At 59.1% G+C, this 20,809-nt stretch carries 15 protein-coding genes; all 15 read left to right on the top strand.

Annotated features, from left to right (window positions below; all coding sequences use genetic code 11):
- The first annotated feature begins 165 nt into the window (after positions 1-165).
- The 15 genes from M1D78_RS00430 (at position 166) to M1D78_RS00360 (ending at position 20,786) form a co-directional block, all read left to right on the top strand.
- Positions 166-2,241 (top strand): type VI secretion system Vgr family protein, encoded by a 2,076-nt coding sequence (locus M1D78_RS00430; RefSeq protein WP_437421957.1) that lies wholly within the window; start codon positions 166-168, stop codon positions 2,239-2,241.
- The gene (locus M1D78_RS00425) at positions 2,238-3,083 is read left to right on the top strand and encodes a DUF4123 domain-containing protein (RefSeq protein WP_437421956.1); all 846 of its coding nucleotides are present in this window, start codon (positions 2,238-2,240) and stop codon (positions 3,081-3,083) included. Before M1D78_RS00430 ends, M1D78_RS00425 begins: the two co-directional genes overlap by 4 nt.
- Positions 3,084-3,087: 4 nt before the next feature.
- A complete protein-coding gene (locus M1D78_RS00420) occupies positions 3,088-3,849 on the top strand; it encodes a hypothetical protein (RefSeq protein WP_437421955.1) in 762 nt (253 codons plus the stop codon).
- 402 nt (positions 3,850-4,251) lie between these two features.
- Positions 4,252-6,003 carry a lipase family protein gene (locus tag M1D78_RS00415; protein ID WP_437421954.1) on the top strand — a complete coding sequence of 584 codons (1,752 nt, stop codon included), beginning with the start codon at positions 4,252-4,254 and terminating at the stop codon, positions 6,001-6,003.
- 337 nt (positions 6,004-6,340) lie between these two features.
- On the top strand, positions 6,341-6,475 hold the full coding sequence (locus M1D78_RS00410; protein ID WP_437421953.1) for a type VI secretion protein: 135 nt from the start codon (positions 6,341-6,343) through the stop codon (positions 6,473-6,475).
- A gap of 20 nt (positions 6,476-6,495) precedes the next feature.
- Positions 6,496-7,689, top strand: a complete 1,194-nt coding sequence (tagH, locus tag M1D78_RS00405) for a type VI secretion system-associated FHA domain protein TagH (protein WP_437421952.1) — start codon at positions 6,496-6,498, stop codon at positions 7,687-7,689.
- A gap of 5 nt (positions 7,690-7,694) precedes the next feature.
- Positions 7,695-8,174, top strand: a complete 480-nt coding sequence (gene tssJ, locus M1D78_RS00400; RefSeq protein WP_437421951.1) for a type VI secretion system lipoprotein TssJ — start codon at positions 7,695-7,697, stop codon at positions 8,172-8,174.
- 3 nt (positions 8,175-8,177) lie between these two features.
- Positions 8,178-9,509, top strand: a complete 1,332-nt coding sequence (tssK, locus tag M1D78_RS00395; RefSeq protein ID WP_437421950.1) for a type VI secretion system baseplate subunit TssK — start codon at positions 8,178-8,180, stop codon at positions 9,507-9,509.
- A 5-nt stretch (positions 9,510-9,514) separates the two neighbouring features.
- Positions 9,515-10,387 (top strand): type IVB secretion system protein IcmH/DotU, encoded by an 873-nt coding sequence (gene icmH, locus M1D78_RS00390; RefSeq protein ID WP_437421949.1) that lies wholly within the window; start codon positions 9,515-9,517, stop codon positions 10,385-10,387.
- 15 nt (positions 10,388-10,402) lie between these two features.
- On the top strand, positions 10,403-13,942 hold the full coding sequence (gene tssM / locus M1D78_RS00385; protein WP_437421948.1) for a type VI secretion system membrane subunit TssM: 3,540 nt from the start codon (positions 10,403-10,405) through the stop codon (positions 13,940-13,942).
- Positions 13,942-14,679, top strand: a complete 738-nt coding sequence (locus M1D78_RS00380) for a PP2C family protein-serine/threonine phosphatase (RefSeq protein WP_437421947.1) — start codon at positions 13,942-13,944, stop codon at positions 14,677-14,679. Before tssM ends, M1D78_RS00380 begins: the two co-directional genes overlap by 1 nt.
- A complete protein-coding gene (locus M1D78_RS00375; RefSeq protein ID WP_437421946.1) occupies positions 14,676-15,668 on the top strand; it encodes a serine/threonine-protein kinase in 993 nt (330 codons plus the stop codon). The genes M1D78_RS00380 and M1D78_RS00375 overlap by 4 nt, the downstream gene beginning before the upstream one ends.
- Before the next feature lie 20 nt (positions 15,669-15,688).
- Complete coding sequence (gene tssI, locus M1D78_RS00370) at positions 15,689-17,731, top strand: type VI secretion system Vgr family protein (protein ID WP_437421945.1); 2,043 nt, start codon at positions 15,689-15,691, stop codon at positions 17,729-17,731.
- A gap of 35 nt (positions 17,732-17,766) precedes the next feature.
- A complete protein-coding gene (locus M1D78_RS00365; RefSeq protein WP_437421944.1) occupies positions 17,767-20,310 on the top strand; it encodes a glycoside hydrolase family 24 protein in 2,544 nt (847 codons plus the stop codon).
- On the top strand, positions 20,307-20,786 hold the full coding sequence (locus tag M1D78_RS00360; protein WP_437421943.1) for a hypothetical protein: 480 nt from the start codon (positions 20,307-20,309) through the stop codon (positions 20,784-20,786). The genes M1D78_RS00365 and M1D78_RS00360 overlap by 4 nt, the downstream gene beginning before the upstream one ends.
- Positions 20,787-20,809 lie beyond the last annotated feature (23 nt).

Here is a 20,809-nt window from a genome sequence, read left to right as displayed (position 1 = left end):
GCTGGGTTTGTAACAGCGCTAGCCGGCTGCGGCACTTTAATCGGCGTCGATACGGTGCTGCTACCGATTGACCTGACAGACATCGCAAACGCTACGACTGATAACCGGTAGCCTCGCCCCTCGACCTGAACGGCTTCATGGAAGCGCTCCGAACAAGGATTTCACATGTTCAACCCGGCCAACGACACCCATTTCAGCCTCGCAATCGAAGGCATCGTGCACGATCTACAGGTTCTGGAATTCAAGGGCCGGGAAGCGCTTTCGCAGCCCTTCGCCTTCGAGCTCGAGCTGGTCAGCGAACGCCCCGATCTGGAGCTGGAAAGCATGCTGCATCAGCCGGCCTTCCTCGCCCTCTCACCGGCCGGCACCGGCATCCATGGCGTGATCTACCGCGTCGCTCAGGGCGATTCCGGTAAGCGCCTGACGCGCTACCACGTCACCCTGCGCCCGCACCTGGCTTACCTGGGTCACCGCACCAACCAGCGAATCTTCCAGCACCTGACGGTTGAGAAGATCATCAGCCAAGTGCTTGAAGAGCATGGTATCCAGGCCAACGCTTTTCGCTTCGCCCTCGGCTCGGTCTACCCCGAGCGCGACTACTGCGTGCAGTACGACGAGACCGACCTGCACTTCATCCAGCGCCTGTGCGAAGAAGAAGGTATTCACTACCACTTCCAGCACAGCACCGCCGGCCATGTACTGGTCTTTGGCGACGACCAGACGGGCTTTCCCAAACTCGCGCCGGTTGCCTATCAACAGGACTCCGGGTTGGTTGCCGATCAACCGGTGATCAAACGTTTCGCCCTGCGTATCGAGACCCGCACCAGCCGCGTCACCCGGCGCGACTACGATTTCGAGAAACCGCGCCTGATTATGGAAGGGGCCTTCCAGAGCGAATTCCAACCGGACCTGGAAGACTACGACTACCCCGGCCGCTTCACCGAGCGCCCCCACGGCAAGCACCTGTCGCAACGCGCTCTGGAACGCCACCGGAGCGACTACGAGTTGGCTGAGGGTGAGAGTGACCAACCACAGATGATCACCGGCCACTTCCTGGCCATGAACGAGCACCCGCGCAGCGACTGGAACCAGCTCTGGCTGCTCAATGAAATTCACCACGAAGGTAAACAACCGCAGGTACTGGAGGAATCGGTGACGAGCGATAGCCTCGCCCGTGACGGTTTCACCCAGGGTTACCGCAACCATTTTATCGCCACGCCCTGGGACATCCCCTTTCGCCCGGCCCTGAAGCATCCCAAGCCCAAGGTGCTTGGCAGCCAGACCGCCGTGGTCACCGGCCCAGCAGGCGAAGAAATTCACTGCGACGAATACGGTCGCGTAAAAGTCCAGTTCCATTGGGATCGCGAAGGCCAGGCCGACGACAAAACCAGTTGCTGGCTGCGCGTCAGCTCAAGCTGGGCTGGCGACCGCTATGGCGGCATCGCCATTCCGCGGGTCGGCATGGAAGTGCTGGTGACATTCCTAGAAGGCGATCCCGACCAGCCTCTGGTTACAGGCTGCCTGTACCACAAGGGACATGTCGTCCCCTACGACCTGCCGGCGAACAAGACCCGCAGCGTCTTCAAGACGCTATCGAGCCCCGGCGGAGACGGCTACAACGAACTGCGCATCGAAGACCGCAAAGGTCAGGAGCAGATTTACCTCCATGCCCAGCGCGACTGGGACGAGAACATCGAGCACGACCAGAAGATCCGCGTCGGCCACGAGCGCCACGACACCGTCGTGGCCAACAGCTACACGGAGTTCAAAGCCGAAGAACACCGCACCACCCACGCCGACCGCAAGACCGAAACCCGCGCCAACGACCACCTCACCGTAGGCAACAGCCAGCACGTGAAGATCGGCACGGGGCAGTTCGTCGAGGCGGGAGACGAAATCCACTACTTCGCCGGCAGCAAAGTCGTCATCGACGCGGGCATGGAGCTCACCGCGTCAGGCGGCGGCAGCTTCCTTAAACTCGATCCCAGCGGCGTTACGTTGAGTGGCGCGACAATCAAGATGAATTCCGGTGGCACGCCCGGCAAAGGCTCCGGCATAAGCATCCTCATTCCCCGAATTCCGCGGGCCGCCGACAAGGACAGGGCTGGAGCGAAACCCAGGCTCGCGCTGGCCAACACCCAGCTGCAATTGGCACGAAAAGCTCGTCAAATCGGCGCCAGCCGCTGCCCGATTTGCGAAGCATGCAGGGAAGGGATGTGTGAGATTGGAGCGGGACAATGAACAAAACGGTTGAAGACTGGCTCAGCGCGCAACAGGCCGAACAGAGGCAGCTGCTGCTCGTTATCGATAGCCTCGCAGAGCCCGCTCCGCTGCCTCGTCTGTTCTCAGCGGACCTGGTGCACAGCTACGCCAATCTCTACCAGGGCACCGAGGTCGCCGAGATGGCCAGCGTGGGCCCTTGGCTGATAGTGCTGAACGAGCTGAACCTCACGCAGCTAGCACCGCTCACCGACGCACCGGAACAGAATTGGGGCTGGCTCGCCAGCGTCGAATACGCAGACCTCGCGGCGCTCACGCAACACTGGCAAGCCCGCATCTTCGCCGACGAACAGGGGCAACGGTCGCTCTATCGGTTCCAGGACAACCGCATCGTCGCGCGTCACCTCGGCGAACTGGACGCGTCCCAACGTCCTCTGCTGCTTGGTCCACTGGCCAGCGCGCTCTGCTGGGATGGTCAGGACTGGCAATGGTTCGATAACGAGCAGCCAGGGGAGTACCGCGAGCCCTTCGAAAAACCTTGGCTGTCCATCCCAGAGTCCGAGCAGGTACAACGTGCTGTGGCGCACCACAACCTCGAGCTGTGGCTATGGCAGAACCATACGCAGGCGACCACTCGGCTCGCCGAAACCCGGGTGGTGAGCGACTGGCTGGACCATCAACTCGACAAAGCGAAGAAATGGCAATGGCACAGCGAGCCGCAACTGCACTTTCTGCTCCGCTACGGGCTCGACCCCGAACTGGCCGAGCATCCTGCCTGGCTGCCAGCCGACCGGGAAACGCCAGAAGCGCATTTTTCGCGAGTCAGCTCAGTGCTGACTTCAAGCCAGTCTGCACGAGATTGATCAAATGACTTCTTCTCTTTCCCGAAGCTGCTTCATGCTTGCTCACGCATGGCCTGCACTGTTCGGCCTCCTGCTCAGCGGTTGCAGCACGCTCGGCTCGGTCGGCGCCGATACTTTTACTTTGGAGGGCGAACTACCGGCCGATTTCGCGTTAGAGGCTCAGGCGCACTATGGTGTCGCCAACGGATGCAACGGCCGCGCCCGCACGCGTTCGTTTAAGAGTGACTTCGAAGACAGCCCTCACGCGTATCGATTCAGAATACCGGTCAACTACCGCGACGGTCTTTGCGAGATGCGCCTGGCGCGCGTAGGCCTGTTTATTAACGGCCGCTACGGCGACAAGGATTGGCAACGCACCTACGACAATGGAGGGCTGGAGCTGGTCGACACGCTGCCGGAAGGTGCGCCGCGATTCGATGGCAACGGAAGATTGAGCAAGACGGCTGAATGTATATGGCTGTTTCAGCTTAGCAAAGCATATTCCCGTAAAGGTGAGGTCAGTAGGCTGCTGAGCTGTAACGGGGCTGGAGCCCATCTTGCAATTAGCGAACTAACAAATAAAACCGTAGAGCTTGATATCAGTATCAGTACCACATACAAACCATACCTACGAGGGTATTGGTTAAAAACACAACATGGTTGGAAACCTTGCACAGGGCGGTGGGGCACTGATTACGAAGAACGCTGCACAGAACCACCTCAATTTCGCACATTTAAGATGAACGGCCGCGTGTGCTCCGTTTTCCCAAATTGCACGGAGCAATAACGGATGGACTTTTCGCCAAGCACCGTCAGTCTAGAGTGCCCTAACCGCCAAAAAGGAATTAGTTTTCGGCTGGTAAACGAGCACGGAATTGGAAAACCATATGCTGGGCTTGCTTATCAGCTGCACGATAGCCAAGGGCAAACATACGCAGGCCACCTAGATGAGGATGGGTACGCTGAAGTATCACAGCTCTATCCTGGGGTGGCGGTACTCCAGCTATCGGAGGGCTACTCAGGAAACGATGCATGGTACACGGCAATATCAAGCCGCGAAGACTTCAGGCTCCCTTTAACGGCACTGCAAATAGCGGCAGAACAGTCGCCTTCCGGCCCCCGTCGCTCCGATGGGAAAACTTTCTTAGCGGAAGCTCGGGCTAAAAGGGAATGCGCTAGATTCCTCAGGGTGGAAGTCAGCGATTTCGCCGAAGCCACGGGCCACCTGCCGGAGCGCGATCTCGCTTGGGAACCTCGTCCAACGGCCCAGCTCAAGTGCAACGCGGGCATTGCACAATGTCACCCGGGGATCGCTCTGGCACCGGATACCTACCACTTGCTGGAAGTCAAAGCGCTTCGCGCATACAGCCCGCTGCTCTCGAGGGACAAAAAGTTTTGTGCCTTGAACGCCTATCATCTGGCGGTGATGGGTGCCTTCGCTTACGCCCCGTTCAGTACGCGTCGGGAACCAGGAAGACCTTACGCTTCAAACCCACCTCCTTACCCCAATCCGGGCTCGATAGGGCACGTCTTGCGCGAACAGCTGGCTCGCCTAGAAAAGTCCCAGCTCTTTGGTGAAGCGAGCTATCACCTTCTGTATGAGGAAGTACCTTATTCCAAGCGTTTGGAAATTATGCCGTACGATCCGGAGCGTTATCAAAAAGAAGCCTCGAAGGGGTGGCGCAATCCGGAAGATGTGCACTTTCTGCATCACGAGCAATCCGACACTCAGGCTTTCATCACCCATAACGATAAGGTGATGCTGATTTCCGTGCGTGGCACCCTTGGGATAAAGGATTTCCTGCTTGACGCCGACGCACGACAGGTGCCGTTCAAAGAAGGTACTGGACAAGCGCATCGAGGCTTCTATAACGCGTTCAGCGCAGCCAAGAAATTCGTCGAGCGCTATATGGAAGCCTTTTACATGGGGCAGACCATTATCGTCTGTGGACATAGTCTAGGCGGTGCGGTCGCGCTGCTTCTGTCTGCATGGATAAACTCGAACTGGTCTAGAGATACGCAGCTCTATACGTACGGCGCCCCACGCGCTGCCGATCAAGCGTTTGTCCAAAGCGCCAACGAACTTACACATCATCGTCTGGTAAACCACAACGATCCAATTCCCGGGGTTCCGTTCATATGGATGGACGCAGAATGGAAGCTCGCCGCGGCTGGAGTCGTCGCGCTATTTAGCTCCCCAGCGATGGGCATTTCTTTACTTCTAGGGGGCTTGCTCAACCTGCAAGGCGACCCTTATCAACATCATGGCGAACAACGCCATTTCGCGACACGAAAACCGGGCAGTGGCAGTGCAAGTGCCGTTATGTGGCAGCCCAACTGCGCGCTTATCGACGAGCAAGCCTGCGCCCGTTACGCCGGTGCTCTGAACCTGAAAGACGATATGCCTGAGCGCGCCGCGCTCATTAGTCAGCTAGCCTCGTTTTCCGAGCACTCAAGCGACAGCGGCTATAGTCGGGCCATGCTTACCACCATGTTGCGCTGGTATAGCAGCGTTACGGAGCGCGGTGGTGCACTGTTCACGCGTACGGAAATTACGGACATCGATAGGCTTATACGAAACGCCGAAAAGGAGCTGGCAAGCTGGCGGCCACGCAATTTTGTCGAATTCCGACACGAGATCAGATTGCGCCACGATAGCCGCTTCTACAACAAAACAGACGCGGAGCTGATGCAACTCTACAGCGATGGAATTACTGCAGTTCGCCAGCTAAGTGCCCAGCAACGCGATGCGCTGAACCGTGCCCGACAACGGCTGTTGAACGAAGCAGATCGTAAGCTGATCGCTCAAGATGTTTTTGGCGATCTCTGGCGGCGGGACGATATCTCAAGTCTGATTGAGCAGTGGCTTGCCTTGGCTTCAAATCGCAAGGCAGCAGAGCTAGCTCAAATCCAGAGCACATCAAAGCCTGCGCTCGCTTAGACATTAGATATATACGGGCGATTCGTCGCTTTGGAAACAGACATTCGGGAAGCGTTCCGCTGCTTTAGCGGTGCACACTAGCTGATCGCGAAAGCTAGCTCTAATTCCTGCGGTCAGCCTGATGTCCGTCTTACTAGCCTGTAAAGCAATAGCGTTGCACCTGGCTCGCGCCGGTATTTATAGCCCCACCTCTCGTTTCCAAGCCAGCCCCGCCCGGTTTCGTGACCTCGTTCACCCACCGTGACAGCCGGGTGAACTTCAATGCTCAGCCTGAGTCTCGCGCCGCGCTTCGGCGCCGCGCGGCTGTCTGCCCACACGCTTTCAAGGAGGAAATCGCGTGCTAGCCCGCTATTGCGCCCTCGTTTTATTCGCCGCATCCCTCGCGCTTGCCGGTTGCTCCGGTAACTACACATTCAACGACGACGAGTATCGCCCCTTGGGTGATCCGCAGGCGCCTACCCGCAGTAACTGATCCACCAGGAGAAAGAGGCCATGGAACTGGTTTTCGATATGGTCAGTGCTCAGCAATTCGCGCCAGGCCTGATCAGCAGCAAGACGTTCAAGCAGGCCGGCGGCATCATCGGCCGTGCGGAGGATTGCGACTGGGTCATCCCAGACCGCAAACGTGTGTTGTCTAGCCGTCACGCTGAGGTGAGCTACCGGGACGGCGCGTTTTTTCTCACCGACACCAGCAGCAACGGCATTCAGCTCAAGGACACCGGCGCCAGCCTGGACAAAGGCCGGGCGCAGCGGATCGAGCATGGCAGCGTCTACTGCCTGGGTGACTTCGAGATACGTGCTCGACTGATCCAGAATCCCGCTTCTTTCGAAGGCGACATTGGGCGCCCACAGCCGGCCGGCAGCATCATTCCCGACGACGCCTTCCTCGACCTCGACCCGCTGACCGCCATGGAGCAGCAGGAGCGCGTCTATGCCGAGGTCGACGACCTGACCGCCGTACTGGCTCCGCCACGCGCCCAGGCCCAGCAGCGCGACTACGCGCAGATCGATGAGGAGAGCCTTCAGGTTCCCGAACTGGTAATGCCCAAAGCGGTTGTGCAACCCAAAGCCGCCCCTGGACCCGAGCGGCTGCCGCCGGACTTCTGGGCACGCTTCGGCGAGGCGCTCGGCGTCAGCCTGGACGACCTCGACGAAGAAGCTCGCCAGGCGCTGGCGCTCAGAGCGGCGAGCCTGCTCAAGCAGAGCGTCGGCGGTTTGCAGCAGGCGCTGCGTACCCGCGGCGAGTTGAAAAACGAGATGCGCCTGTCGTTGACCACCGTGCAGAGTGCCGGCAACAACCCACTTAAACACAGCATCGACAGCGGGGAAGCGCTGACTCTTCTGCTGCGCGGTGGAAAGCCGGGACAGCTGCCGGCCGAACAGGCCATGGGGCGCGCCTACCGTGATCTTCAGGCGCACCAGGTTGCGATGCTGGCCGCCAGTCGCGCCGCGGTCAAAGGCATCCTTGAACAGCTTTCACCCGATCAGCTAGCCCTGCGCTTCGAGCGTGATAACAAGCCGCTTGTGTCCACTTCCGGTAGCCGCTGGCGTGCTTTCAAGCGGCTGCATTCTGCGATGCAACGCGACGACGATTGGAGCGAACGGTTGTTCGCTCGTGACTTCGCCCAGGCCTACGAGGAGCAGGCCCGGCTGATCGCCACGCTCAATACAGACCTTCAAGGATGATATTCATGTCTCGCTTTCTTCCCGCCGCGGCGCTCGCGGCGCTTGCCGTTCTGAGTGGCTGCTCTGCCCTCTCGCCCAACTCTGACTTGACCAAGCTGGACCTGTCCCTGCAGGGCAGCGACCAGCTCAACCCCGACCTTAACGGCCGCCCTTCGCCTGTCGTGATTCGCCTCTTGGAACTCAAGCATCCGGTGGCCTTCGAGAACGCTGACTTTTTTTCGCTCTACCAACGTCCCAAGGAAGCACTGACCCCGGACCTTGTCATTCAGGAAGAGCTGGAACTGCGACCGGGCGAGCAGCGCGACCTCAAGCTGTTTGTTCAGGACGGTAGCCGCTACGTTGGCGTGCTGGCCGCCTATCGCGATCTACCCGAATCAAGCTGGCGCTTCGTCATTCCTCTTCAACACAAAGCGCAGAACCGAATCGAGCTAAAGCTCGATGAACACGGCATCAAGGTCATCGATCCGCTCGTGAAGGGAGACTGATCGATGAGCATGAACAAAGTCATATGGCAGGAAGGCATGCTGCTGCGTCCGCAGCACTTCCAGCAAAGCGACCGCTATTACGACGCGCAGCTCAAGCAGCGGACCCAGAAGTTGGGTCACTACGCCTGGGGTTTTTTTGAGCTGGAGATCGACCGTCAGTTCCTTAACATGGGCAAGCTCGTGCTCAGCCAGGCGAGTGGGCTGCTTCCAGATGGCAGCCTTTTCGAGATCGGTGCTGAGCGTGAGCCGCTGGCCCTGGACGTGCCGCCCAACACTGGCAACACGCCGGTTTATCTGGCTTTACCGCTTGTCACTGGTAACCACATCGAGAGTCGCCGCCCTGAGCAGAAGGACGTGTTGGCGCGCTACACCGCGCTCGACGAAGAAGTCACCGACTCCAACGCCGGCGATAACAGCAGCAGCCAAGTCAGCACCGGCCGTCCGGACTTTCGGTTGCTGCTGGGCGAGCAGCAGAGCGATCAGGCTTACGTGAAGCTCAAGCTTTGCGACATCCTCGACACCACGCCGGACGGTGTGATCAGCCTCGACCCTGAGTACATCCCTACCTTTATCGACTTTCAGGCGTCCAGCTACCTGCTGTCGTGCCTGAAAGAAGTGATCAGCATGCTCGGCCATCGCGGCGACATCCTGGCAGAGCGTATTCGCGCCACCGGTAAAGTCGGCGGAGCGGAAGTCGGTGACTTCATGATGCTGCAGCTGATCAACCGCTACGAGCCCGTGCTACGCCATTACATGGGCATCGACCGGATCCATCCCGAACACATTTACCGTGAGCTGCTGGGGTTGCTGGGCGAGCTGGCGACGTTCTCCAGCGAGACCAAACGACCTCGCCTGGATGGCCGCTACCTGCACAACGACCAGGGACTGTCGTTCCGCAAGCTGATGGATGCGATTCGCCAAGTGCTGTCGATGGTGCTCGAGCAGCACGCCATCGAGCTGCTTCTGCAACAGCGTCAATACGGCATTCAGGTCTCGCCACTGCACGACCACAAGCTGCTCGGCAGCGCCTCGTTCGTGCTCGCAGCCAGCGCCCAATGCGACTCCGAAGAGCTGCGCACCCGCCTGCCGGCCCACCTCAAGGTTGGTCCGGTTGAGCGTATTCGCCAGCTGGTCAACCTTCATCTGCCGGGAATCAAGGTCAAGCCACTGCCCGTCGCGCCACGGCAGATCCCGTTTCATTCCGGCAAGACCTACTTTGCGTTGGAGCTCAGCTCCGAGGAGCTGGCGCAACTGGAACGCTCTGGCGGCTTCGCCTTCCATGTGTCCGGTGAATTTACCGGGCTTGAGCTGAAACTCTGGGCGATCAGGAACTGACCGACATGATCAGAGAAATGGACTACGCACAGGACGACAAGACGGTCATCCTCAATCGCCACGGCGACGCCCCGGCACAGAGCCCGCTGACTGACTTCAGCACACCGCCGAAATTCGAGCAGCTTGAAGAGCGGATGATCTATGCCGCGCGGCTGCGTCCGGCCGAGACGTTCAATATCAGCCTCAACCCGCTTGTCGCAGCAGCATCGTCGTTGCTCTCGGAAGTCGTGCGGCTCAAGCACAGCTATGAAGGCGAAGACCTGCACGCCCTCAACCAGCGCCTGTCTGGTGAGCTCAAGCTGTTCGAGCACCGCGCCCTGCACGACGGAGCCGAGAGCAGTCAGGTGATGGCCGCTCGCTACGTGCTATGCACCGCTATCGACGAAGCGGTGGTCACCACACCCTGGGGTAACGAGAGCGAATGGTCGCAGATGAGTCTGCTATCGAGCTTCCACAACGAAACCTTCGGCGGTGAGAAGTTCTTTCAGTTGCTCGAGCGTCTCTCACGCAACCCGGTCAAGCACCTGCCGATGCTGGAACTGATGTATCTGTGCTTGTCGCTGGGTTTCGAAGGCAAATACCGAGTGATGCCACGCGGCATGCTCGAGCTCGAAGCGGTACGCGACAGCCTTTACCGGCAGATCCGCCAGCTGCGCGGCGACGTGCCGCGTGAGGTATCGCCGCACTGGCAGGGACTACGTGATACGCGTCGGCGTCTAGTGCGCATCGTGCCCTGGTGGCTGGTCGCGCTGTTCACATTGATCTGCCTGGTAACGCTGTATGCGGGCTTCGCCTGGGTGCTGGGTGAACAACGCGATGCCGTACTGCAACCGTATCAACCTGTCGATCCGACCGTTCGGGTCGAGCCCAAGCCGTAACAAGGACGTACTGCCATGAAGGTTTTTTTCGGCAAGCTTGCCGCGTTTTTCCGCAAGACCTGGGTATGGAGCCTGTGCGTCCTGCTGGTGTTGGCCCTGCTCGTGTGGCTCGTTGGGCCACTGCTGGCGATAAACGACTATAAGTTTTGGGAGTCATCCAGCAGTCGTCTGCTGACCATTGCCGGCCTCTGCCTGGTCTGGGGCCTGTTCATCGTGTTCGCCAGCTGGCATAGCACTCGTCGCAAGCAGGCCGAAGCCAGCGACGAAGAGGTTCAGGAGCGGCTTCGCCGTGAAGGCTTGGTCAGCGAAGAGCAAGGCATCCTGAGCCAGCGCTACCGCGACGCCGTTCGTACCCTCAAGAGTTCGAGCCTGTACCGCGGCCGCAGCGAGAAATGGCGCAACGACCTGCCCTGGTATTTGCTGCTCGGTCCTCAAGGCAGCGGCAAAACCTCATTGCTGGATTTTTCCGGCTTGGACTTTCCGCTCAACCGCGGTGAAAACCAGCGACTGACCAAGGATGTCTCAGGCACCCGCTATGCAGACTGGTACTTCGCCGACCATGCCGTGCTGATCGATACCGCCGGCCGCTACCTGACGCAGCCCGACTCGGGTGTCGATGGCAAGGCGTGGGAAACGCTACTCGGCCTGCTGCGCCGCCGCCGTGCACGCCCGCTCAATGGCGTGCTGATCAACATTCCGGTCGAGCAACTGTTGCATTCGAGCGAACTGGAGCTCGAAACGCTGGCGCGCCAGAGCCGTCAGCGCCTGCACGAGATCCACCAGCGCCTTGGCGCCGACGTGCCGGTCTATCTGGTGCTGAGCAAAGCGGATAAGGTGCTTGGCTTCGACGAGTTCTTTGATCAGCTCTCGCGCGAGGAAAGCGATCAGGTGCTCGGCGCGAGCTTCCGCAAGGAGCAGGACGGTACCGACGTCAACGTCGTTCGGAGCGAATTCGAGGAACTGCTGCGCCGACTCAACAGCCAGGTCATCCTGCGCATGCACCAAGAGCGCGACACCCAGCGCAGGGGTCGCATCCTTGATTTCCCGCACCAGCTTGGCCAGATTGGCGAGCGTTTATGCCTGTTCGTCGAGCTAGCATTCTCAGGCAACCGCTACCAGCGGGCCAGCCAACTGCGCGGTTTCTACCTCACCAGTGCGCCGCAACTCCAAGGTGGACTCGATCCGCTCACCAGCGGCATTGGCCGCAACCTCGGCCTGTCGAGCAGCGCGTTGCCAACATTCCGCAGCGGACGTGCTCGCTTTATCAATCACTTGCTCAGCCGCGTGATCTTCCCCGAAGCCGACCTCGCCGGTCTCGATCAAAAGGAAGTACGCCGCATCGATTGGGGCCAGCGCGCCCTGTATGCCGCGAGCTTCGCCTGCCTGGCACTGTTCGGCGCCCTTTGGGCCAATGGCTTCTCCAACAACCATGAACGGCTTGAGCAGTTACGCGGCCTCGCTGACCAGCTGGGCCGCGAGCATCAGGGCATCACGGCTGAAGATGACGCACTGCGTACGCTCAAGGCGCTGGATATGAGCTATGCGGCTACTCAGGTGTTTCCGGATAAGGCTGACGTGTCCTACTTGCAGCGCGGCGGGCTTTACCAAGGTGAGGTAGTTGATCCCACCGTCCACCGGGCCTACCGCCGTGAGCTGGAAACCCTGCTACTGCCTCGCGTTGCGCGTCAGCTCGAAGCTCAGATACGCGCCAACTTGACTGATCGAGAGCGCCTGCTTGGTAGCCTGCGCGCCTACCTGATGCTCAGCCTGGAAGAGCGTCGCGACGACGGTTTCCTCAAGGATTGGGTAGCCGCCGATTGGTCGTTGCGTTACGCCGGCAATGCCGTTGCGCAGAACGGCCTAAACACCCATTTTGAGCGGTTACTCGGTGACGGCTTCGCGCCTTACGCGCTCAACGACCAACTCGTCGCCGAGGCACGTCAGGTGTTGCGCAGCGAATCGTTGGCCAATGTCGTCTACCGCATGTTGCGCGATCAGGCTCGTAGCCTGCCTGACTACCGGTTCAGTCAGCATCTCGGACCGCAAGGTGCGCTATTCAGCGGCAGCGACTACACCATTCCTGGTTTCTATACCCAGAACGGCTATCAGAAATTCTACGTCGCCCAGGGCAGCGAGCTGGTGCGCGAGATCCTGCGCGATAACTGGGTGCTCGGCGAAGGCGACAGCTTGAGTCTGAAAGATCTTGGCCGCTTGATGGTCGAGATGGAGCAGCTCTATTTCCGGGATTACGCCAACTATTGGAGCGAAGCGGTCGCCCAGCTGACGCTGGAGCCTATCGCGGGTGCCGGCCAGGGCTCGGTGCTGCTTAGTGGGTTGTCCGCGGCTAATTCGCCGCTGTTGCAACTGCTTGTCGAGGTCCGTGACAACACCCGCTTTGCCGGCGCAGTCGAGACCGCCGGCGAAGCGGTGGACGCAGCCGATGCTCTCAAAAACGCCAACGGCAAGCTGGGCAAAGCCGCCAAGCTCGCATCAGCCGCTGCCGAGCAGGCCCAGGCCGCACTGGCCAAGAACGTACCCGACACGGCGCGCAAAACACTCGAGCGCCGCTTCGAGCCGCTGCATCGCCTGCTCGACGACAATGCAGGCGCCAGCGCCGAGCTTGTTCCCACCCTACAGGCCCTCGATGCGCTTCAATTGCAACTGGCGAGTCTGGCCCACGCCAGTGCGCCTGATCAGGCGGCCTTTGAACTCGCCAAAGCGCGCATGGCGGGTCAGCGTGATGCCATCAACCAGTTGAGAGCCAGCGCAGCCCGGTTACCGCAACCGATCGGCAACTGGCTCGGCCTGCTCGCCGAAGACAGCTGGACGCTGGTCCTGAACGACGCCTACCACTACCTCAACCAGCGCTACCAGAGCGAACTGTACGCGTTCTACAAAGGTTCCCTACGCCAGCGCTATCCATTCAGCGCACACAGCGAGAGCGACGTCGCTATTGCTGACTTCCGGGAGTTCTTCAAGGCGCAAGGCGTGGCTGACGGGTTCTTTGATCGCTACCTGAAGGCGTTCGTCAGCGGGAGCGCTGGCCAATATCAGCTTCGTCGAGTCGACGGCCGTGGCTTGCCCCTGTCACGCGAGTTCCTGTCGCAGATGAGCAACGCGCAAACCATCCGCCGCAGTTTCTTCGCAGAGAATCCGAACGAGCCGCAGATCCGCTTCAAGCTCGAGCCTTACTCGCTGGATTCGAGCCTGGGTCGCGCTGACTTCCGCTTTGGCAATCAGCAGATGGAATACCGCCACGGCCCGATCGTGCAGACAGCCTTCAGCTGGCCAGCCGACGCAGAGGAAGGCCGCACCAGCCTGGTGGTCGAAGAACTGGGCGGGCGCCGTGTCGGTATCGAGAAGAACACCGGCCCCTGGTCGCTATTCCGCCTGCTGGACCTGATGCAGGTCGATTACCACAGCGGTCGCGACGTGCTGATGCTCAAGGCCAATCTGGGCGGCCGCAACGCCAACTATCTGTTACACAGCCAGCGTTCGCCGAACCCGTTCGATATCGCCGTGCTGCGCGACTTCAAACTTCCGGCGACCCTGTAATGTCAGCCACTGCGAGCCTGGCGTACCGCTGGCGCAGCGCCGCGCGGACCGATACGGGCAAAGTCCGCGCACGCAATGAAGACGCCTTTCTCGACCTCCCCGAGCAAGGCCTTTGGGTCGTGGCGGATGGAATGGGCGGCCACCACAACGGCGCGCTCGCCAGCCGCCTGATCGTCGAGCAGCTCGCCGCGTTGCCCGAAGGCAGCATGGCGGAGCGCTTGGTCGCTCTGCGCCGCTGTTTGCATGACCTCAACCGCAGACTCGGGCAAGAACTGACGGTCACGGCAGATCGACCCGATCCGGTGATTGGCAGCACCGTGGTCGCGCTGCTGATGGAGGCCGACCGTGCCGCCTGCGTGTGGGCTGGCGATAGCCGCTGCTACCTCTGGCGCCGCGGACGGCTTTATCAGCTCTCGCGCGACCATTCGCTGCTACAACAGCTGATCGACGAGCAGAGCCTGAGTCCGCAAGAGGCCGCGCGTCACCCAGCCGCAAACGCCCTAACCCGCGCCATCGGCGCCAGCGAACAACTGACACTGGATATCCTCGAGTTCGATGTTTATCCAGGCGACACCCTATTGCTATGCAGCGACGGGCTCTACCAAAGCCTGTCACCGGACAGCTTGGGAGCAGCGCTCAATGCGCCATCCACAGGCCTCGCCCTGCAAAGGCTGTTTGAAGAGGCCATGGACGGTCCGTGTCGAGACAACCTGAGCGCAGTGGTAATCCGGCTATGAGCGAGCCCCTGCGCGCCGAGCCGGCGTCGGACCTCACCTACTTCGCCTTTGCGGCCACAGCCAGCGCTCCCGCTATGCCGAGCCCGCAGACCAACCCCGTTGCGTCGGGGGTGCTACCGGAGGTGCTGGCTGGGCGCTATCTGATCGAACGACTGCTAGGCGTCGGTGGCATGGGAGCGGTATATCGGGCGCGGGATTTGCTGCGCGAGCAGTTTGGAGATCCGGAGCCGTACGTCGCGCTCAAGACGTTGAGCGATGATTTTGCGCAATATCCGGACGCCCACGCGCTGCTATACAGCGAGTTCGCGCTGACCGCCCGGTTGAGCCATCGCCATGTCGTGCGCCTGTTCGGGTTCGATGTGGACACCCTGAGTCAACGGGCCTTCATCACGCTGGAATTGCTCAAAGGGCCGACGCTCGACCAGCTCCTTAGCGAGCGTCCCGAGGGGCTGGTCACGGAAGCACTCAACGAAATCGCCGTACCGTTGCTCGAGGCGCTCGACTACTCCCATAGCCGGGGCGTGATCCACGGCGACCTCAAACCAAGCAACGTGATACTCGCTGAGGACGGGCTACGCCTCTTCGACTACGGGCTCGGTCAGCCCATCGAGGGGTCTCTCAAAACGTTGCCACGCCTGTCCCGCAACCGTTTCAAGGCATGGACCACACGCTACGCCGCGCCGGAGCTACTGGACGGCGCCGAGCCCAGCGCCGCCAGCGATATCTACGCGCTTGCCTGCCTGCTGTTCGAGCTTGCGAGCGGCAAGCACCCGTTCCGCCGACTGAGCTCCAAGCAAGCCAAGGCCATGAGCCTGGACAACGAGCTGCAATGCCCGGCGAGCTTTCCCGCCCACGGCTGGCCAGCCCTGCGCACTGCCCTGGCGTTCGATAGTGACAAGCGCACATGCAGCGTCGGCGATCTGCTGGAAATTTTTCGCCGCCCCGCACCCAGCCGCCTACAGCGCTGGTTCGGGCGCACCCACGGATGACATGAGAACAAGGAAGCGCCATGTTCAACACGGCCAATGACACCCATTTCAGCCTCACGATCGAAGGTATCGAGCATGACCTGCAGGTGCTTGCCTTTACCGGTCGCGAGGCCATCAGCCAGCCTTACCGCTTCGACCTGGAGTTGGTCAGCGAGCGCCCCGATCTGGATCTGCAGAGCCTGCTGTATCAGCCAGCCTTCCTTGAGCTCTCGCCTGCAGGCAACGGCATTCATGGATTGATTCACCGCGTTGCGCAAGGCGATTCAGGGAAGCGCCTGACGCGCTACCGGGTGACCCTCGTTCCGCAGCTTGCCTACCTCACGCACCGTACCGATCAGCGCATCTTTCAGCACCTGACCGTGCCGCAGATCATCGCCCAGGTGCTAGAACGCCACGGCATCCAGGCGAACGCCTATCGCTTCCAGCTCGGCCCGGTGGTCTATCCCGAGCGCGACTACTGCACCCAGTACGACGAAACCGACCTGCACTTCGTCCAGCGCTTATGCGAAGAAGAAGGCATCCACTATCACTTCGAGCACAGCCCGCAGGGTCATGTACTGGTGTTCGGTGATGACCAGACGAGCTTCCCCAAACTTGGCCAGCCCACCGCGTATGTGCAGGACAGCGGGCTAGTCGCCGACGAGCCGGTGATCAAGCGCTTCGCAGTTCGCTTGGAGACTCGTACCAACCGAGTGAGCCGACGCGATTACGACTTCGAGCAGCCGCGTCTGGTGATGGAGGCCGGCCACAAGGGCACAGATCAAACGGCCACGCCACGACCGGACCTGGAAGACTACGACTATCCCGGCCGTTTCACGGATCGCGCCCGTGGTAAGCATCTTTCCCAGCGCGCCCTGGAGCGTCATCGTGCCGACTATCGACTGGCCGAAGGCCGAAGCGACCAGCCCACGCTCGTCAGCGGTCACCTTCTGGAAATCTCCGACCACCCTCGGCAGGAATGGAACGACCTTTGGTTGCTGAACGAGGTGATACACGAAGGCAAACAGCCGCAGGTGCTGGAAGAGTCGGTAACAAGCGACGTCACGTCACATGACGGTTTTACCCAAGGCTACCGTAACCAGTTCACCGCCACGCCCTGGGATGTCGCCTATCGGCCCGCCCTGAACCACCCGAAGCCTCGCGCGCTTGGCGCTCAAACTGCCGTCGTCACCGGCCCTGCGGGGGAAGATATCCACTGCGACGAGTACGGCCGCGTAAAGGTCCAGTTCTTCTGGGACCGTGAAGGCCAGGCCGACGACAAGACAAGCTGCTGGCTGCGCGTCAGCTCAAGCTGGGCCGGCGACCGCTACGGCGGTATCGCCATCCCGCGCGTCGGTATGGAAGTACTGGTTACGTTTCTCGAAGCTGACCCCGACCAGCCCTTGGTGACTGGCTGCCTCTACCATGCCGAACATCAGGTCCCCTACGACCTGCCGGCAAACAAGACCCGTAGCGTTTTCAAGACACTGTCGAGCCCCGGCGGGGGCGGCTACAACGAACTGCGCATCGAGGATCGCAAGGGCGCTGAGCAGATATACATCCACGCCCAGCGGGACTGGGACGAAACCATCGAGCACGACCAGAAGATCCGCGTCGGCCATGAGCGCCACGACACCGTGGAAGCTAACAGCTACAGCGAGCTCAAGGCCGAGGAACACCTGAGCGTAAGCGGCGATCGCAAGGTAGAAATCAAACCCGACGACCACCTCACCGTCGGCCAAAACCAGCACATCAAGCTTGGGGCCGCGCAGCTGACCAAGGCCGGCCGCGAGATTCACCTCAAGGCCGGCCAGAAGATGGTCATCGAAGCCGGCATCGAACTGACCCTCAAGGCCGGCGGCAGCTTCATCAAGCTTGATCCGGGCGGCATCACAGTCTCTGGCCCGCTGGTGAAAATCAACGCCGGCGGCGCGCCGGGTAAGGGATCGGGGATCAAGATCAAACCGCCAGTGTTGCCGGGCGAGGCGGATAGCGACAAGGCGGGGAGTTTGTTGGAGCAGGCGTTGGCGAATGAGTCCTCAGAACCCAAGCAGCCCAAACGAATGTTCAACTTCTCGGGCTGATGGCTTAGGAAGTAAACAATCAAGGATCGGTAGACATGAGCGACACGACCAAAGTTAACAACTGGAGCTTTCCCTTCAAGCCCAAGGAGGAAAATCTCAATCCCATTCAACATCTGACCGCGATGGCCAAGGCGGGCGGTGGCTACTACCCCATCGGCAAGAATGGCCAGTGGCATGGCGGCATTCATTTCGACGACAAGACAGCGGTGGTATTCGATCAATCCCAAGTGTGCTGCATTGCCGATGGCGAGGTGATCGCCTATCGAATTGACAAAAGCTATCCCAAAAGCCTCTACCTCAACTCAGCGAAAACCACCTTCTCGGCCCCATTCTCGCGCTGTTTTGTCTTGGTCAAACATCGCCTGGAGGCGCCAGCGTTGCCGCCGAAGGAAGGCGTGACGCCTGTACCGTCCCCCTCCTTGACCTTTTTCAGCCTCTACATGCACCTGCTGGACTGGGACAGCTACAGCAAGACAGGAGCACCTACAGCCCCTGGCTTCATGGGGGACACGCTATACAGCGTGAAGCCCGATAAGGCTGTCGATAGCGTGCGCGGCTTGCGAGTACGTGCAGCCCCCAAGAATGGCGCAGTCACTGCCTTGCTACCCAAAGGTACCAAGGTGAAGGTCGCTCCAGGCACCGACTCTTCCAACTGGCGCAAGTTACTGAGCATCGTGGAAGGCTGCGCCATACCCGCGCTCACAGGCGCAGAGTCGTGGGTCTTCATCAAGGAAATGCAAGCCGTAGCGGGTGAACCAGATACCTTTCGGGTCGCAGACGATGCCGATGATGAGGAGCCGAGCCTTGCCCCACAAAAAGGCCTGAATGTAAGAAAAACGGGTAACGGCAAAAGTAGCGATCCGAAAACCGGCTTGCTCCCTGTTGGAGCAAAGTTTTCGCTCAAGGCTGGAACAGCAGCCTATCGGGAACTACAGCAAATCATCGAAGGGCATGACGTAGTGCCGCTGTCGGCCGATAGCACGCACAACATAAAAGGCTTCGTGCATTTTGGCTCGCTCGAAGCCACTCGCTCGGAACCCGTATTGGATCAAGTGCATGTATTGCCCAAGCCCTATCCGATCAAGGCTGGCGAGCTGATTGGGCACCTTGGCCAGTACCAGAATCACGATGAAGGGGGTGCCAAACCACTCCTGCATCTGGAGGTTCTCAGTTGTGAAGACGTACCCGCTTTCATCGCCCAAAGCCGGGCATGGGCTGCAGGCTTGCCCAATCAACAAAAAACCCTCCTGAAGGTCTACAAGGGGGCTAGCAAACTCATCTCACACCGCGAGGACATCAACGCCAACAACCCGCCGAAGGCCAGCGATGCGGGAGCAACCGTTGGCGTCGACCTGATCATTCCACAAAGCTTGTTGGACGCACTACCAGCCGACCACAAACTGCAAGTTAGTACGACTGTGCCAGGCAGTACCAAGCCCGCGGTGACCCGCTGGTGGAGACTGAACAACCTGCTCGCTGATAGCAGCGGTAATCCTATCAGTGGCTGGCTGGCAGAACGGGAGCCCATCACCACTCGCCATAGCCCCTGGGAATGGGTGGGCTACGACTTCATCAAGGAAACCGGCCGCCCGATTGGCAAAGCCGCCTACCTTTACGATGCCTTGCGTCGACTTACCGATGAGGAGCGCGCGAATTACCGCGCCATGGTCAGCCAGGAAGATCAGGGGCCAGTTAAGAAAAGGCTCTGCGACATAATCGACACCAATCGCGACAACAAGCTTACTGCTACCGAGATCCGTAGCGCCTTGGCAAAACCCTGGCATGCACAATCCATCGCGCAACTGGTTACTCATTATGAGAGCGAGTGGTTCTGGAAGGCCGATAAGTGGGATGAACTGGATCCGTTGATGGGGCATATCCCGTATGTTGATCCGAACCAGAATTGGGAAAGCGAAAAGGCGCGTATTGAGCAGTTGAGTTGGTGGGAGAGTTTGAAGGGTAAGGGTGGAATCAGTGCGGACGGGAGCGCTTGGCATTTTCAGCCTATGTGGCTATCGGCTGCATTTACTCACCCTACAAAGATTTCTCTTAAAGAGCTAAGAGTCCGTGCATTTATGAGAATGATTAGGGTCGGAGAGGGAACTGTTGGCCCTCGCGGCTATGAAAGATTATTCGGTGGTTCATCTTTCATTAAGGATCATGGGAAAGATTTTTCTGACCACCCACAAATTAAAATAAAAACTGGAGGATATGTTTCTTCGGCAGCAGGGGCATATCAAGTAATGGGGTATACATGGAGTGACGCCAACTATATAAAGACAAGGAGCAGACTGAGGATACAAGATTTTTCCCCAGAATCCCAAGATAGGTTCGGGGTCGTATTGCTTAGATATGCCACTAAGGGAAATGCTCTGAAAATGATCGTGGACGACAAAATAAAAGAAGCCATAGAGAGCTGTAGTTGGATATGGGCTAGCTTACCTCCCAGCAGATATGGGCAGCCTATAGAAACCATGGAGGAGGCTCTTGGGAATTATGAAAAATTCCTCAAGGAAGAAAAGCTAGGTGAAACAGACTTACATATAAAATCAGGGTTTCTAGAGGAGTTTGGATATTGACCATTATGTCTATATTTACGCCCAGTTGCTTATTGGCTGTGGGTGTTCTCTGCCTATCATCCTTAGGACATGGCAGCGAGAACGAACCATTAAAAGAAAGTGACCTTTCAGGGAAATGGGCACTAAACTGTGACGAAAGTGGCTGGATCTCAATTGCTAGCAAGGAAGACATAACAATGGAGGTTAATGCGAACCAAATCTACATACATGCCACTGGAAAATTTAGCAAAAAAAAATTGGTTATAAAGTTAATCGAGCCTACTGATTTAGGATTTGGTGGGATGTCGCTAGACTGGGATAGCTTTTCTAGGGCAATACCAATTGCTGAGATGCAAATGATTTCAGATAGGTCTGCAAAAATTAAGTGGCTTGGTTTTTACAACAAAATATCGAATTCACAAGAATGGATAAATGAGCCGGATTTTGTTGATCAAGAAAATAACGTGCTGAAAAAATGCAGCGTGAATAATGTCTAAACAAACTCCATTTACAAAATTAT

It is taken from the genome of Pseudomonas sp. SA195, assembly GCF_054131565.1.
The sequence above is the reverse complement of the archived record's forward strand: the minus strand, read 5'-3'. Positions and strand labels throughout refer to the sequence as shown.